Here is a 14,768-nt window from a genome sequence, read left to right as displayed (position 1 = left end):
CTGTTCTCCAAATCCGGCTAATGCAGACAGTATACTGTATGAAATCACAGTATCAAGCTAATTTTCAGATTTTATCAATTCAATTATGTTTTTTAACGAATAAACAATAGCTTGCAGTCTAACTTCAGCTCTATCACCAGCGAAAACCTGTTTGCTTGGGTAGTTTTGACCAGCAAAATGAATACAAAACCACACTAATCCCACAGGTTTATCCAGTGTTCCACCACCGGGGCCTGCTATCCCCGAAATAGCTATTGCGATATCTGCGTTTGCAGCTTTTGCCGCCCCCGATGCCATTTCAACAACGGTTTGTTCACTCACCGCGCCAAAGCTGTTTAAAGTTTGCTCGCTAACGCCAATGAGCTCATGTTTTGCTTGATTACTATAAGTAACAAACGCTCGGTCAATATAATTAGAACTGCCCGGGGTATCGGTGAGCGCATAACTCACTCCACCGCCAGTGCATGATTCTGCGGTAGTGATCCATAAGCGTTTATCCGTTAAAATAGCTCCTAATTTCGCAGCAAGTGTTTTAATCTCTTGATGTAATTCCATATTCAGCCTTTGGGTAAATACATGTCGTTTGATCTTTATGCACCGCACACTATAAAACAACAAACCCCTATGATGCAGCAGTATCTAAAAATAAAAGCCGAGCATCGGGATATTTTATTGTTTTATCGTATGGGCGACTTTTACGAACTTTTCTTTGATGATGCCAAGCGTGCAGCACAACTTCTTGATATTTCTCAAACCCACCGAGGAAAAGCCGGTGGCGATCCCATTCCAATGGCGGGTGTGCCCTATCACGCAGTAGAGAACTATTTAGCTCGCCTTGTACAAATGGGTGAGTCGGTGGCTATTTGTGAACAAGTTGGCGACCCAGCTACTAGCAAAGGCCCTGTTGAGCGTAAAGTTGTGCGCATTGTTACACCGGGCACTATTTCTGACGAAGCGTTATTACAAGAACGCCAAGACAACTTGCTAACCAGTGTGTGGCAAAGTAAACAAGGCTTATATGGTATTGCTTATTTAGATATTAACTCTGGCAGATTCAATGTATTAGAAGTAAATACTGATGAAGCATTTAGCTCAACATTACAACGTTTAGCCCCTGCTGAGCTGCTCTATAGTGAAACATTTGCAAATGTGCATTTAATTGAACATATCAAAGGCGCACGTCGTCGCCCAGAATGGGAATTTGATTTAGATACTGCACAGCATTTACTTTGCGACCAATTTGGCACCAAAGATTTAGTTGGTTTTGGTGTAGACAAAGCACACGCTGCTTTGGTGGCTGCGGGCTGCTTAATGCAATATGTAAAAGACACTCAACGTATTGCCCTGCCGCATATTCGTGCGATTACCCTTGAGCAAAACGAACACGCGGTGATCTTAGATGCCGCAACCCGTAAAAACCTTGAACTAACAGTTAATTTATCAGGCGGCTACGAAAACACGCTTGCGCAAGTACTTGATAAAACAGCGACTGCGATGGGTTCACGCTTATTAAAGCGTCGTATTCATACACCAGTGCGCAGCAAAACAGAGCTCAACTCTCGACTAAACGCTATTAGTGCAATTATCGATGCGCAATTATGTGGTGAGCTACAAGAGTCATTAAAGCAAATTGGCGACATTGAGCGTGTTATCGCCCGTTTAGCGCTTTGCACAGCACGCCCGCGTGATTTAACGCGCCTGCGTAGCGCACTGCAAGCTCTGGCACCATTACACAAATTACTTCTGGACGCCAACGATCCGCGTATTAGTCAAATAATAGCGCAATCACAGCAATTACCTGAGCTACAAGACTTACTAGAACGTGCTGTCATCGAAACCCCACCGGTGCTTATTCGTGATGGAGGTGTTATTGCCCCGGGTTATAACAGTGAGCTTGATGAATGGCGTGCCCTAAGCCAAGGCGCAACCGATATTCTCGAAAAGCTTGAAGAACGTGAGCGTGAACGCACAGGCATTAGCACTTTAAAAATTGGCTATAACAAGGTGCATGGTTTTTTTATTGAAGTAAGTCGCGCTAACTCGCATTTGGTTCCTGCCGATTATATTCGCCGTCAAACGCTAAAAAATAATGAGCGCTATATTATCCCTGAGCTTAAAGAGCACGAAGATAAAGTACTTGGTAGCCAGTCAAAAGCACTAGCACTTGAAAAACAGCTTTACGAGCAACTCTTTGAGTTTATTGCTCCGCACATTGAGCAGTTACAAACAATGGCAGCTGTTTTAGCAGATTTAGATGTACTGAACAATTTAGCTGAACGTGCGCAAGCGCTCAATTATGCTAAGCCAACACTGTGCGATAACGATAATATCAGTATTAAACAGGGTCGCCACCCAGTGGTAGAACAAGTAATGAAAGACCCGTTTATTGCCAACCCTGTAGAGCTCAATAACGACCGTAAAATGTTAATTATCACAGGTCCAAATATGGGTGGTAAATCGACCTATATGCGCCAAACCGCACTTATTGTTTTGATGGCTCACATTGGTTGTTACGTTCCTGCTGATAGTGCAGAAATTGGTAATATTGACCGTATTTTTACGCGTATTGGCGCAAGTGATGACCTAGCATCAGGGCGCTCAACCTTCATGGTTGAAATGACCGAAACTGCAACAATTTTAAATAACGCCACAGCGCAATCACTGGTACTGATGGATGAAATTGGTCGCGGTACTTCAACTTATGATGGTTTATCGCTTGCCTATGCAACGGCTGATTATTTAGCATCAAAAATTGCTGCTAAAACTTTGTTTGCAACCCACTATTTTGAGCTAACCGAACTGGCCGAGCAAAAAACGGGGCTGGTTAATGTGCACCTCGATGCCATTGAGCATAACGACACCATTGCCTTTATGCATACCGTGCTTGAAGGCGCAGCAAGCAAGAGCTTTGGCTTACAAGTTGCTGCCTTGGCTGGTGTACCAAAAGCGGTGATCCAACAAGCAAAACAAAAGCTTAAAATGCTTGAGAATCATCAACCTGTTACTGCCCCTATTGAGCAACAACAGCAAACATTAAGTTTTGATGATGAACCTTCAGAGCTTGAATTAACCTTAAAACAGCTTGATCCAGATAGCCTAACGCCAAGACAAGCACACCAACTACTGTATCAATTAAAAGATTTACTTTAAATTTTGAGTGGATATAAAAAAAGCTGACGTAACGTCAGCTTTTTTGTGTGTTCTGAACCCGTGGGTTCTATACCCTTGATCAGGTATTCATTGTTGTCAAATTAGGTGAATTGGTCGAATAGGCTATCTGTACTTAAACCTTCGTGTTGCAAAATGTCTTTTAAGCGACGTAATGCTTCCACTTGAATTTGTCTTACACGTTCACGTGTTAAGCCAATTTCACGACCAACATCTTCAAGGGTTGATGGCTCATAGCCCAGTAAACCAAAACGACGAGCAAGTACTTCACGCTGTTTCGGGTTTAACTCTCCAAGCCAATCAACAATGTGCTTGTTGATGTCATTGTTTTGTACTTCGCCTTCTGGACCGTAGTCTTTCTCATCGGCGATAATATCTAATAACGCTTTGTCATTTTCACCACCGATAGGTGTATCCACCGAGGTGATTTTTTCGTTTAAACGCAGCATCTTAGTAACATCTTCAACCGGCTTATCTAAGCACTCTGCAATTTCTTCTGCAGTAGGTTCATGATCAAGTTTCTGCGTTAATTCACGGGCTGTTCTTAAATAAACATTAAGCTCTTTGACCACATGAATAGGTAAACGAATCGTACGTGTTTGGTTCATGATGGCACGTTCAATGGTTTGACGTATCCACCAAGTTGCATAAGTTGAAAAACGAAAACCACGTTCTGGGTCAAATTTCTCAACGGCTCTGATAAGGCCTAAATTACCTTCTTCAATAAGGTCTAGTAGCGCAAGGCCACGGTTGTTATAGCGGCGGGCAATTTTCACCACTAAACGTAAATTACTTTCAATCATTCGCTTGCGAGAGGCTTCACAGCCTTTCAGTGCTTTTCGAGCAAAATAGACTTCTTCTTCTGCGCTTAACAGCGGAGAAAAACCAATCTCACCAAGATACAGCTGTGTAGCATCTAAATTCTTGGCAACTTCTTCTTTTGCAAAAATTTCATCTTCGTTGTCGACTTCTTCAAGTAATTCAGAAGACTCTTCTTCGACTACCGTGTCATCAAATTTATCGTCAATCGCGTCAGTTTTTTTCTCAAGTTTTGCTGTGTGACCCATAAGCGTCCTCCCGAGCAAATATGTGATTGAGCTAAATCACTTTATCAATACCCTAAATGGCTAAGGTAGATACTTAGCAGGATTGACTGCTTGACCCCGATAACGAATTTCAAATCTCAAAGCCGTAACCGTAGAGTCTGAACTGCCCATTTCTGCTATTTTCTGCCCCGCCTTTACTTCCTGTTTTTCCTTTACAAGCAACTTTGAATTGTGCGCGTATGCACTTAGGTAATCATCATTGTGTTTCAAAATGATTAAATTACCATACCCCCTCAATGCGTTGCCCGCGTATACCACAGTTCCATGTGCAGCAGCTACAACAGAAGCCCCTTGTTTATTAGTGATCTGTAACCCTTTAAAGCCGTTCTCTTTATTAGAGAAGCGTTGCGTTACTTTACCTTTAGCAGGCCAGTTCCATACAACTTTTGCATTAGAATTACGTTTTTTTTCACTAATTATTTTGTTGGCTTGTTTCTGAACATACTCTCGTTGTTTTGGCTGATCAAGCTCTTTCTTTAATTTTTTGTTATTTTTTTGTATAGAAACAGTAGACTTTTTACTCGAATTCGTATATTTTTTCGTCTTTTTTTGTTTTTGTGCCGATTTTATGAGCGAAATATTCTGCCCAGGGAAGATGGTATAAGGTGCTGGAATATCGTTTATTTTTGCGAGGGTTCGAAAATCTTGCTGAGCACTAAAGGCAATTGAATACAATGTATCACCTTTTTTAACTACATATTTTGAACCTGAGATATTAACTTTGCGTGTGGCGGGTTTAACTTTATTATCTAAACTACTCACCGGTGCTGGGGCTTCGCGAGAAGTACAGCCAAAGAGCAAAATACTAAGAAACAAAGTAACATAGACTGTTATCTGCCTGCTCATCGTAAAATGCTCCTTATCGTACTAGTTTAATGGTTTTACGGGTTATCGCAGTAAAAAGTACGCAACCACAACTAAAACAACTAATCCCCAGCCAAGCGCTTCAACATATTGACGTAATTTCTGCTCCATTTTAACGCCGCCCCACTTCATTAAAGCCGACACTAAGAAAAAGCGTGCGCCACGACCAATTGCCGAAGCAATTAGAAACGGCAGAAATGCCATTTGCATCAAACCAGCACCTATGGTGAAAACCTTATAAGGTATGGGGGAGAAGCCCGCTAAAAACACCACCCACACACCGTAGTTTTCAAACCAACTTAGCGCTGTGTCAAATTTCGCTTGCCAACCCATTTGCGCAATCAGCGGCTCGACCACAGGTTCGAATAACCAAAAGCCAAGTAAGTAACCTAAAATACCACCAATCACTGAAGCAATCGTCGTAAAGCTGGCAAAACGCCATGCTTTATCTGGTTGAGCAAGTGACATAGGTGCTAGCATGACATCCGGTGGTACCGGAAAAAAAACAGATTCAGCAAAACTCATCCCTGCTAAATAACGCTCTGCATGGCGATGTTTAGCCCATACCAGTGCCATATCATATAACTTAGTAAACAACTTCAAAGTTTAACGTCCTATTCAATATCACCAGGTACCAAAGGTACAAATCTTACTGGTGCAACTTTATGTTCTGTGAAAGTATCGCCATTTCTAACGACCATCATTAATTGCTGATCTTGCTCACCGATAGGTGCAATCATAACGCCCCCATCAGCCAATTGAGCAAGTAACCCTTGTGGCATAGTGGCGGCTGCAGCTGTAACAATAATCCCCTCAAACGGCGCTTGTGATTGCCAGCCTTGCCAACCATCACCATGTTTCATGGTGACATTATATAAATCGAGTTTGTGCAAACGGCGTTTTGCTTGCCACTGTAGTGCTTTTATACGCTCTACCGAGCACACTTTAGTGAACGTTTTTGCCAGTATTGCCGTTTGGTAGCCAGACCCTGTGCCAATTTCGAGCACTTTATCACGTACGCCCGCTAAGCGAAGTAGCTCAGTCATACGTGCGACAATATAAGGCTGCGAAATCGTTTGTCCTTGACCAATTGGCAATGCGGTATTTTGATAAGCTTTGTGCTGTAAAACATCATCGATAAAAATGTGTCTGGGTGTTGAGGCTATCGCTTCAAGCACAGTGCTGTCTTCTACACCTTCGCGTTTCAATAACTCTGCTAATGCCAGTGCGCTGCGATTATAATTAGTCAGCACTATTAATCTCCATATTTGCTAACCAGCTATCGACGGCTTGTAAGCTCTCTTTCGCCGTCATATCAACACTAAGCGGGGTCACTGATGCATAACCATTATTTATGGCATAAAAATCAGTGCCTTCACCAGCATCACTTTCAGCACCGAGGGTACCATACCAATAAACATCACGGCCCCATGGGTCTTGTTGTTTCGTCATGGTTTCAGCTTTATGACGCGAACCTAAACGGGTTACCTTAACTCCTTTGAGCTCTGTAAGCGGAATATCTGGCACGTTTAAGTTGATGATTTGATCTTTCGGTAATGGGTGCGATGCCAACTCTTTGATAATACTCACTGCAACCGCAGCAGCAGTTTCAAAGTGATTTCCTTCTTTAGAGCATAACGACACAGCAATCGCCGGCAATCCTAAGTGGCGTCCTTCTGTGGCGGCTGCAACGGTGCCTGAATACAAGGTATCATCACCTAGGTTAGCGCCGTGGTTTATTCCTGCAACCACTAGATCTGGCTGCTGCTCGGTTAACTCGTTAACCCCTAAGTGCACACAGTCAGTCGGCGTGCCATTAATCGAAATAAAGCCATTATCAAGGGTGGTTGCACGCAATGGGTTCATGAGCGTTAATGAATTACTTGCGCCACTGCAATTGCGATCTGGCGCCACTAAAGTCACATCTGCAATTTGCGTTAATGCATGATACAAAACCGCAATCCCTTTAGCATGTACGCCATCATCATTGCTCAATAAGATTTTCATTTACGCATCCTTTTGTTTTTGTTCTCTGGGGCTTGCATCTTGATAGTCCACCAACTCACGCAGTAAGGCAGTAGCAAAACAGCCTTTTGGTAGACCAAAGCTTAACTTTAAAGTAGTTTCGTCAATCGTTTCAACAGCTAATGAATCAGGAATAAGGCGTAACATTCTACGCTCATTCTTAAGGCCAAGTTCGCTAAGGCCCTCTATCCAAGATTGATAAGGTTCTAGCCACACTTTTTCGGTTTCGGTCAGGCCTTTTTCGCCTTTACCAACCATGGGGGCCGACATCACAATATCACCAGACGCTAAGCGAGCAATATTGTCATCACTAATGTTGTCTTCAAAAAATGCATTACTGCCGCTGAGCATAAACACTTCGCGGTGCATTGTTTTTGCAAGGCCATGCTCGGCAACCCGCATACTCACAATTTCATTAAATACATAAGATCGTGCAGCTGAAATAACTAAACCACGCAATTTTTTATCGCGGATACGCTCTCCAGCAAACATGCGCTTTGCCATTTCAAGGTTGTGACCACCATGCCCAAAGCGCTGCTCACCAAAGTAATTAGGCACCCCTGCACGCACCGCGTTGATACGGCACAAAATATCCAGCGGCTCAGTCACGTTGCGTAACGTAATGGTAAAGCGATTGCCTTTATGGCAACCCGTTCTGAGCTTACGGTTATGGCGCTGTTGCGAAATTACAAAAAATTGCTCGTTATTCAGTTCACTAAATTCTATGTGCTTTTTAATTGGTACTGGCACGCTAAACCACTGTGTACACACGCCATGACGGTCTTTTAAGCCTGCATAACTCACATCACGTGGAGATACCCCTGCTTTTTCGGAAATGCGTTTCGCAATAAACTGAGTATTTTCACCTTTTTTTACAACCTGCAAGCAAACATGTTCACCAGAACCAGTAAACTCAATCCCCAAGTCTTCATCAACCATGAAGTCTTCGGCGTGAGTTTTAAAGTCAGCCTTAGAAAGAGGTTTACCGTATAGGTAGTTTAACTCACTCATGCGCTTAGTTTGCTCATAATCACCACTGCGTGGCTTGAAATACCTTCTTTGCGGCCTTCAAACCCTAGCTTCTCTGTGGTTGTTGCTTTCACATTAACTTGTGAAATATCAGCTTCAAGGTCTTGGCATAAGTTTTCACGCATTGCTTGAATATGTGGCAACATTTTTGGTGCTTGCGCAACAATCGTCACATCGGCATTGCCAAGTACGTAACCTTGCTCTTTAGCAAGCCCAACCACGTGGCGTAGTAAAATTCGGCTATCAATATTTTCGTATTCGCTCGCAGTGTCTGGAAAATGCTTGCCAATATCCCCCATTGCTAATGCACCTAAAATAGCATCACACAATGCGTGAATGGCAACATCACCATCTGAATGCGCTAAAAAGCCTTGTGGGTAATCTATTTTTTCACCACAAATTACCAACGGGCCTTCGCCGCCAAATTTGTGTACATCAAAGCCATGGCCAATTCGAATCATGAGGTACTCTCGTTTTGTTGTTTTTGCAGTAAAAATGCTGCTAAATCTAAATCTTCTGGGGTGGTGATTTTAATATTGTCACTGCGACCGGCAACCAGCTTAACAGGCTGCTTAGCCCATTCAATTGCCGATGCTTCATCAGTGATAGTCACACCATTTTTAAGGGCACTTGATAGCGCATTAGTCAGCGCTTGATAAGGGAAAAACTGAGGAGTGAGTGCCTGCCATAAATCATCACGAGGCACTGTTTGCTCACTGTGGGTATGACCGCGCTTAATGGTGTCTTTTACTTTTGACGCTAAGATACCGCCTTCATTGGCAGCGATGCATTCTGTCATTAAACGCTGAATATCAGCCAAACACACTAACGGCCTTGCTGCATCGTGCACAAGTACCCAATCAGGTGGATTATCAGCAAGTGATAGCAAGGCGTTAAGCACTGAATCAGCGCGCTCTTTACCACCACTCACACGCTCAATACGCTTATCTATGTGTGGTAAATCAGCAAAGTAGCCGTCATCATCGCTAATTGCTACTTTTATGGTGTTTAATTCGTTAAGTTCTGCAAGTTTACTCAGAGTGTGTTCTAAAATAGTTTTACCCGCCAGTTCAATATACTGCTTTGGCGCCGAATGCTGCATTCGACTCCCTACCCCCGCAGCGGGAACAATGGCGGTTATAGTTTGCTTAATTTTCATTTTGTTGTTGGCCCGGCAAAACGCGAATAAAGGTTTCGCCAGGTTTAATCATTCCTAATTCATTACGCGCGCGCTCTTCGATACCTTCTTGACCAAGCTTTAGATCTTTTATATCTGCTTTAAGTACAGTATTGCGCTTTAATAATTTCGCGTTAGTGTCTTGATGAGAGGTAACCGCTTGTTTCAGACGAGTGTAATCTTGCACACCATTATGACCAAACCATAAACGATATTGCAGAAATAAAGCCAAACATAACAAGGCGAATTGAAAAACCCGCATTGAACACTCCTTCGCGGTTAAATTAAGTCAAAGGGCGTTTTAAATTACGCCAATTTATATTGCTTGCTAGTAGCATTTCTCTTAATGACAAACGCTTAGGTGTGATGCGTTTATTAAATTGCCATTGATGACCGCAACATGCCGCCGCCATCACTGCCTTTGCAGGCTTAAGCAGTTGAATATGCGTGTTTTCTAGCGATTCACCTGAAGTATCAAACCAACCAAGCTCGTTGCAATGTACCTTATTGTCGCTTACTTGATCTAAGCTGTCTATGCGCACAGTTGTACATTGCTCGTCATTAATTAGCACGGGAACAATTAACCCGCGCTTAGCATGTTGACTATAAAAGTCTTTTGAGTCTTTTTTATTATAAACAGGTGGCGTTGTTTTTTGTTTTTCAAGCCAACTGCCATTTTGTGAATCAAGCTGTAATGGTGCATCGCCACTAACTATACGCATAGCTAAACGCTCAATATAGTAAGGCAAACTTGCTAATAAGCGTTTAAGCCTTGCAGTATCAGGTTCATCGACTAAACGCGGGATCTCACGAGCATAAAATGCATTACATAACTGCGCATACAAAGCACGTTCGGCATCAGTTTGCCAAATTTCGGCTTGTTGCGAGTGTTCGCTCTGTGAAGTTGGTTTAGACAATGCGCGCTCTTATAAAACAATTGCTTGACTGTTTTATAGCATAGAGCGTTTATTGAGCGCTACTTTACTGCGCCTTTTTTACCCAACTTTGCGTTACCAGTTTCTAAAAACTGCACTACTGCATCACGCTTTTTACCTAACAACAAACTACCATCAGCTAAAAACATAAAGTTTTGCCAACAACGCTTGAAAACGGCAAAGCTGGTTTCAATGATATTGTCGCGAGCCATACAAAAATAAACAGTGGTATTAGCTTCCCACGCTAAGTGGTTTAGGATTTCTTCTGGTAACTGCTCATCACCCGCTTCCCAAGCGTTTTCCCAATTAATAGTCTCTGAAAAGCTGTCGTCTTTGCCACACCAATCTGTTTTATCAAAAAAGTCAGGGTGATCATGTTCGCGGCTCACCATAGTAGTCCATAAGACCGCAGCGCGTTCAACGCTCATTGGTTTAATTTGCGCTGCGTCTTCGCTGCTTATCGGCATATCTTTATGACGAAAAACCCAGGCTTTTTTGTATTCATCTAACGAAATATAATTCATAGTTTAGGCAGTTTGTTTCAGCGTAAAATGTGCAAACTGCAATTATACCCAAATGACTCCAAGATGCGAGATAAACACATGACAATCAAACCCGGTATTTACCAACATTACAAAGGCCCAAAATACAAAGTTGAATATATTGCTACCCACAGCGAAACTAATGAGCCATTGGTAATTTATCAAGCGCTATATGGCGAATTTGGTATGTGGGCACGCCCACTTAGTATGTTTACAGAAACAGTTACTGTAGAGGGTAAAACAGTACCGCGTTTTGCATACCTTTCAGACGCCGACTAACTGTGGCATCATGACGTTATTAATCACTGCTCAGACCAGATAAGGTGACATCGTGCTTTTTAATTCAACCGATAACTACATTGCCAGTAACTCATTAAAACAAGCGGTTAACGCAGCAATATTGCTCGAAAAACCCCTGCTAATTAAAGGTGAACCTGGCACAGGTAAAACCATGCTGGCCGAGGAGCTTGCAAAAAGCTTAGACACCACGCTAATTCAATGGCATATCAAATCAACCACTAAAGCGCAGCAAGGCCTGTATGAATATGATGCGGTATCGCGCCTTCGCGATAGCCAGTTAGGTGATGAGCGTGTGCACGATATCAGCAACTACATTGTAAAAGGGAAATTATGGCAAGCCTTTACCTATGGTGAGCAACATAACAAGCGCCCTGTGCTATTGATTGATGAAATAGACAAAGCCGATATTGAATTTCCCAACGACTTGCTATTAGAGCTCGATAAAATGGAGTTTCATGTTTATGAGACTGGCGAGCGAGTTATTGCAAAGCAACGTCCGATTGTGATCATTACGTCAAATAACGAAAAAGAACTGCCAGACGCCTTTTTACGTCGTTGTTTTTTCCATTACATTGATTTTCCAAGTAGTGAAGAAATGGCACAAATTATCGATGTACATCACCCGCATGTTAAACAAGATTTAGTTCGCCAAGCACTTGAGGTGTTCTTTAATCTACGTGACGTAAATGGCATTAAGAAAAAGCCATCAACCAGCGAACTACTCGATTGGTTAAAGCTACTGATGGCCGAAGATATAGACGCTAAAACACTGCATGATAAAAGCCAAAAAGGCGGCTTAATGCCAATGTTTGGCGCACTATTGAAGAACGAGCAAGACATTAGCTTAATCGAAAAACTTGCGTTTATGAGCCGCCGTTAAGATGTTAATTGCGTTTTTCTTTAAACTTCGCGAATATCGCTTACCTGTTAGTTTGCGAGAGCTACTTGATTTGATCAATGCGCTCAAGCAAGGGGTTATTTTTGCCGATGTTGACGCGTTTTATTACTTAGCGCGTACCATCATGGTCAAGGATGAAACCCACTTTGATCGTTTTGATAAAGCCTTTGCAGATTATTTTAGTGGCGTGGCCGACCTTGATCTGCTCGAAAGCTTAAAACAGCAACATGCCTTGCCTGATGATTGGCTGCGCAAAGAGTTTGAAAAACACTTAAGCGAAGAAGAAAAAGCGCAATTACAAGCCATGGGCGGCCTTGATAAACTCATGGAAACCCTCAAGCAACGCCTTGAAGAGCAGCAAAAGCGCCATGCAGGGGGCAATAAGTGGGTGGGTACCGGTGGCACTTCACCATTTGGCGCCTATGGGTATAACCCTGAAGGTGTGCGCATAGGCCAAGACGGTAACCGACATCGCCGTGCGGTAAAAGTGTGGGATAAACGCAGCTACCGAAACCTTGATAGTGACCGTGAAATCGGCTCGCGCACCATTAAACTCGCTCTAAAAAAACTGCGTAAATTTGCCCGTACTGGTGCAAGTGATACTCTCGATTTAACCGAAACCATCCGCGCAACTGCAAAGCAAGGCGGTATGTTGGATGTGAAAATGGCACCAGAGCGCCATAATGCAGTAAAAGTATTAATGTTGTTTGATATCGGCGGTTCAATGGATGATTACATTCATACCTGCGAAGAGCTATTTAGCGCCGCCCACAGCGAGTTTAAACACCTTGAGTTTTACTATTTTCATAACTGTTTATATGAGCATGTTTGGCAAGACAACGAGCGTCGTCACTCAAACGTCATTGATACCATGACCTTGATTAACAAGTTCACCAGCGACTACAAGGTGATCTTTGTTGGCGATGCCACCATGGGCCCTTACGAAATCGCTTACCCTGGTGGCAGCGTGGAGCATTGGAATGAAGAACCCGGCAGCGCTTGGTTAAACCGCATAACCAATCACTTTGATAAAGTCGCTTGGCTCAACCCACAACCCGTTGAACACTGGCGCTATTATCAATCAATTGATTTTATAAAGCAGTTAATGGATAACCGCATGTACCCACTCACGCTAGATGGGATTAGTAATGCGATTAGGGAGTTGAGTTAGAGCTATCAGCCGTCAAACAGCATAAAAACTGAGAAATGAATGTAAAGTTATAATTGTTTATAAATACAAATAACTAAGCCCCTTCTCGATCAGCTATAAACTGACGGCTGAAAGCTGACAGCTCCCATTTACATTCCCTTCCAAACCAAAAACACCAGCGCAAAGCCCACTAAATAAAGCAAACCTAGCCAGCTTAGGGTGCGTAATAAAGGTGAGTGATGAATGCTGGGTTCTGAGCGCACTAAACTAAAGTTCAGCCATGCAAATACAGGAGTGGTTACAAAAGCGAGGGTCATAGCAAAAGTAAGCATTGGGCCAAGGGCTGATTTAAAGAATAAAATCACTGCCATACCTGCAAATGCTTGTAGTAATAACCACATATTTAAACTGTGCTTAGATTGTTTAATCGGTAGCAGTTTATGCGACTCATTTAATGTTCTGGCGTAGCCGTCAAGTACCGTAAGTGTGGTGCCAAACATACATAAAAAAGCGATACCTGAAACCAGAGGCCTTGCCCACTCGCCCATAGTGAGGGCATACATATCAATTAGCTGCTTGGCAAAGGCGACTCCACCTAATTGCACTGCTTGTGCTTGGCCATATTGCACTAATACACCTAATGAGAAAAACACTAACGCAAGTGCTGCGGTAAGCCAGTAGCCCAAATTAAAATCAAACAAGCCTTGTTGTTTTGTCACGACTTGTTGATGCTGCTTTTCTTTTAGCCACAGTGAGCTAATTGCTGATATTTCGATAGGCGCAGGCATCCAGCCCATGAGCGCGACCATAAAGCCGAGCATAGCAAGTTCGTACGGCGACGGCCCCACATAGTCAACCGGTGCCATTGGGCCATTATTAATAGCAACAACTAGCGCTGCTAAGGTAGTAACCGTTAACAGCCCCATAATGAGCTTTGAGACATTATCGAGCGCTTTAAAATGCCCTAACAACAAAATAAGCAAACACACAGCTAAAATCAGCCAGCATAATAAGGTTACAGAAATTGTGACAGGTAATGCATAGTGCAACAGACTGGCCGTTAATAATAAAACCCCCGCAGTATTCACTACGGCGGCGACTATATTAAGCGCAATAAAGCTATAGAAATACCCAGGTCCTTTTTGCTTGTAGCCCTCAACTAAACTTTGTTTGGTCGCGAGCGTGTACTCCATGCCAAATCGAAAGAATGGGTACTTCAATACGTTAACTACAATGATTAGCCAAAATAGCTGCCAGCCGAATAACGACCCGGCTTGTGTTGATGCTACTAGATGTGAGCCACCAATGGCGGCTGTAGCCATTAAAATCCCCGGCCCTAAAGCATTTAATTTAGACTGCCAATTTGATACTGCTGATTGCATAAGTTGTGTGTGTTTTATTCTTAGTTACAAGCAACTTACAGCGTTTTAGGTGAGATTGGAAGCAGAGCAAGTTAGCAAGTTAGCAAGTTAGCAAGTTAGCAAGTTAGCAAGTTAGCAAGTTAGCAAGTTAGCAAGTTAGCAAGTTAGCAAGTTAGCAAGTTAGCAAGTTAGCAAGTTAGCAAGTTAGCAAGT

The 14,768-nt window shown here is 42.9% G+C and carries 17 protein-coding genes; 4 read left to right on the top strand and 13 right to left on the bottom strand.

What is annotated here, in order from left to right; translation table 11 throughout:
- Positions 1-57 precede the first annotated feature (57 nt).
- Positions 58-555: a nicotinamide-nucleotide amidohydrolase family protein gene (locus tag L1272_RS09730; protein ID WP_138599727.1), complete on the bottom strand. Its 498-nt coding sequence runs from the start codon at positions 553-555 to the stop codon at positions 58-60.
- A gap of 21 nt (positions 556-576) precedes the next feature.
- Here L1272_RS09730 and mutS point away from each other — a divergent pair, with 21 nt between their 5' ends.
- Positions 577-3,150 carry a DNA mismatch repair protein MutS gene (gene mutS, locus L1272_RS09725; protein WP_235373274.1) on the top strand — a complete coding sequence of 858 codons (2,574 nt, stop codon included), beginning with the start codon at positions 577-579 and terminating at the stop codon, positions 3,148-3,150.
- Positions 3,151-3,251: 101 nt separating this feature from the next.
- Here mutS and rpoS read toward each other — a convergent pair whose 3' ends face one another.
- The 11 genes from rpoS to L1272_RS09670 are packed head-to-tail and all read right to left on the bottom strand — an operon-like array spanning position 3,252 to position 10,828.
- Complete coding sequence (rpoS, locus tag L1272_RS09720; RefSeq protein ID WP_054551147.1) at positions 3,252-4,235, bottom strand: RNA polymerase sigma factor RpoS; 984 nt, start codon at positions 4,233-4,235, stop codon at positions 3,252-3,254.
- 60 nt (positions 4,236-4,295) lie between these two features.
- The gene (locus L1272_RS09715; protein ID WP_054551146.1) at positions 4,296-5,120 is read right to left on the bottom strand and encodes a peptidoglycan DD-metalloendopeptidase family protein; all 825 of its coding nucleotides are present in this window, start codon (positions 5,118-5,120) and stop codon (positions 4,296-4,298) included.
- Positions 5,121-5,162: 42 nt separating this feature from the next.
- Positions 5,163-5,741, bottom strand: coding sequence for a YqaA family protein (locus tag L1272_RS09710; RefSeq protein ID WP_054551145.1), 579 nt, complete (start codon positions 5,739-5,741; stop codon positions 5,163-5,165).
- A gap of 11 nt (positions 5,742-5,752) precedes the next feature.
- Positions 5,753-6,391, bottom strand: coding sequence for a protein-L-isoaspartate(D-aspartate) O-methyltransferase (locus tag L1272_RS09705; protein WP_054551144.1), 639 nt, complete (start codon positions 6,389-6,391; stop codon positions 5,753-5,755).
- Positions 6,381-7,145 (bottom strand): 5'/3'-nucleotidase SurE, encoded by a 765-nt coding sequence (gene surE / locus L1272_RS09700; protein ID WP_235373272.1) that lies wholly within the window; start codon positions 7,143-7,145, stop codon positions 6,381-6,383. The genes L1272_RS09705 and surE overlap by 11 nt, the downstream gene beginning before the upstream one ends.
- Positions 7,146-8,174: a tRNA pseudouridine(13) synthase TruD gene (gene truD / locus L1272_RS09695; RefSeq protein ID WP_235373271.1), complete on the bottom strand. Its 1,029-nt coding sequence runs from the start codon at positions 8,172-8,174 to the stop codon at positions 7,146-7,148. It abuts the gene before it with no gap.
- On the bottom strand, positions 8,171-8,653 hold the full coding sequence (gene ispF, locus L1272_RS09690; protein ID WP_054551141.1) for a 2-C-methyl-D-erythritol 2,4-cyclodiphosphate synthase: 483 nt from the start codon (positions 8,651-8,653) through the stop codon (positions 8,171-8,173). The genes truD and ispF overlap by 4 nt, the downstream gene beginning before the upstream one ends.
- Positions 8,650-9,351 carry a 2-C-methyl-D-erythritol 4-phosphate cytidylyltransferase gene (gene ispD / locus L1272_RS09685; protein WP_054551140.1) on the bottom strand — a complete coding sequence of 234 codons (702 nt, stop codon included), beginning with the start codon at positions 9,349-9,351 and terminating at the stop codon, positions 8,650-8,652. Before ispD ends, ispF begins: the two co-directional genes overlap by 4 nt.
- Positions 9,341-9,631: a cell division protein FtsB gene (gene ftsB, locus L1272_RS09680; protein WP_054551139.1), complete on the bottom strand. Its 291-nt coding sequence runs from the start codon at positions 9,629-9,631 to the stop codon at positions 9,341-9,343. Before ftsB ends, ispD begins: the two co-directional genes overlap by 11 nt.
- A 22-nt stretch (positions 9,632-9,653) precedes the next feature.
- On the bottom strand, positions 9,654-10,286 hold the full coding sequence (locus L1272_RS09675) for a hypothetical protein (RefSeq protein WP_054560904.1): 633 nt from the start codon (positions 10,284-10,286) through the stop codon (positions 9,654-9,656).
- A 59-nt stretch (positions 10,287-10,345) separates the two neighbouring features.
- On the bottom strand, positions 10,346-10,828 hold the full coding sequence (locus tag L1272_RS09670) for a DUF2947 domain-containing protein (RefSeq protein WP_054551137.1): 483 nt from the start codon (positions 10,826-10,828) through the stop codon (positions 10,346-10,348).
- A gap of 63 nt (positions 10,829-10,891) precedes the next feature.
- Between L1272_RS09670 and L1272_RS09665 the strand changes: the two genes are divergently transcribed.
- From L1272_RS09665 to L1272_RS09655, 3 genes are read left to right on the top strand one after another with little or no spacing between them, the layout of a single operon-like run.
- Complete coding sequence (locus tag L1272_RS09665; RefSeq protein ID WP_419177722.1) at positions 10,892-11,125, top strand: DUF1653 domain-containing protein; 234 nt, start codon at positions 10,892-10,894, stop codon at positions 11,123-11,125.
- A gap of 52 nt (positions 11,126-11,177) precedes the next feature.
- Positions 11,178-12,026 (top strand): AAA family ATPase, encoded by an 849-nt coding sequence (locus tag L1272_RS09660; protein ID WP_054551135.1) that lies wholly within the window; start codon positions 11,178-11,180, stop codon positions 12,024-12,026.
- Between the two features lies 1 nt (position 12,027).
- Entirely contained in the window at positions 12,028-13,215 is a 1,188-nt protein-coding gene (locus tag L1272_RS09655; RefSeq protein ID WP_054551134.1) for a vWA domain-containing protein, read from the top strand.
- 128 nt (positions 13,216-13,343) lie between these two features.
- Here L1272_RS09655 and L1272_RS09650 read toward each other — a convergent pair whose 3' ends face one another.
- Positions 13,344-14,516, bottom strand: a complete 1,173-nt coding sequence (locus L1272_RS09650; protein ID WP_419177721.1) for an NRAMP family divalent metal transporter — start codon at positions 14,514-14,516, stop codon at positions 13,344-13,346.
- Positions 14,517-14,768: the final 252 nt, after the last annotated feature.

This window comes from Pseudoalteromonas sp. PAST1 (genome assembly GCF_021532515.1).
In the GTDB taxonomy this organism is placed as follows: Bacteria; Pseudomonadota; Gammaproteobacteria; order Enterobacterales; family Alteromonadaceae; genus Pseudoalteromonas; species Pseudoalteromonas simplex.
This window is presented reverse-complemented; position numbering and strand designations above follow the sequence as displayed.

Bases quoted from the DNA above. Each gene is read 5' to 3' on its own strand.
- L1272_RS09665 (WP_419177722.1), top strand. From the start codon at position 10,892: ATGCGAGATAAACACATGACAATCAAACCCGGTATTTACCAACATTAC.
- L1272_RS09715 (WP_054551146.1), bottom strand. From the start codon at position 5,120: ATGAGCAGGCAGATAACAGTCTATGTTACTTTGTTTCTTAGTATTTTG.
- surE (WP_235373272.1), bottom strand. From the start codon at position 7,145: ATGAAAATCTTATTGAGCAATGATGATGGCGTACATGCTAAAGGGATT.
- ispF (WP_054551141.1), bottom strand. From the start codon at position 8,653: ATGATTCGAATTGGCCATGGCTTTGATGTACACAAATTTGGCGGCGAA.
- ispD (WP_054551140.1), bottom strand. From the start codon at position 9,351: ATGAAAATTAAGCAAACTATAACCGCCATTGTTCCCGCTGCGGGGGTA.
- ftsB (WP_054551139.1), bottom strand. From the start codon at position 9,631: ATGCGGGTTTTTCAATTCGCCTTGTTATGTTTGGCTTTATTTCTGCAA.
- L1272_RS09655 (WP_054551134.1), top strand. From the start codon at position 12,028: ATGTTAATTGCGTTTTTCTTTAAACTTCGCGAATATCGCTTACCTGTT.
- L1272_RS09670 (WP_054551137.1), bottom strand. From the start codon at position 10,828: ATGAATTATATTTCGTTAGATGAATACAAAAAAGCCTGGGTTTTTCGT.
- mutS (WP_235373274.1), top strand. From the start codon at position 577: ATGTCGTTTGATCTTTATGCACCGCACACTATAAAACAACAAACCCCT.
- L1272_RS09730 (WP_138599727.1), bottom strand. From the start codon at position 555: ATGGAATTACATCAAGAGATTAAAACACTTGCTGCGAAATTAGGAGCT.
- L1272_RS09650 (WP_419177721.1), bottom strand. From the start codon at position 14,516: ATGGCTACAGCCGCCATTGGTGGCTCACATCTAGTAGCATCAACACAA.
- truD (WP_235373271.1), bottom strand. From the start codon at position 8,174: ATGAGTGAGTTAAACTACCTATACGGTAAACCTCTTTCTAAGGCTGAC.
- rpoS (WP_054551147.1), bottom strand. From the start codon at position 4,235: ATGGGTCACACAGCAAAACTTGAGAAAAAAACTGACGCGATTGACGAT.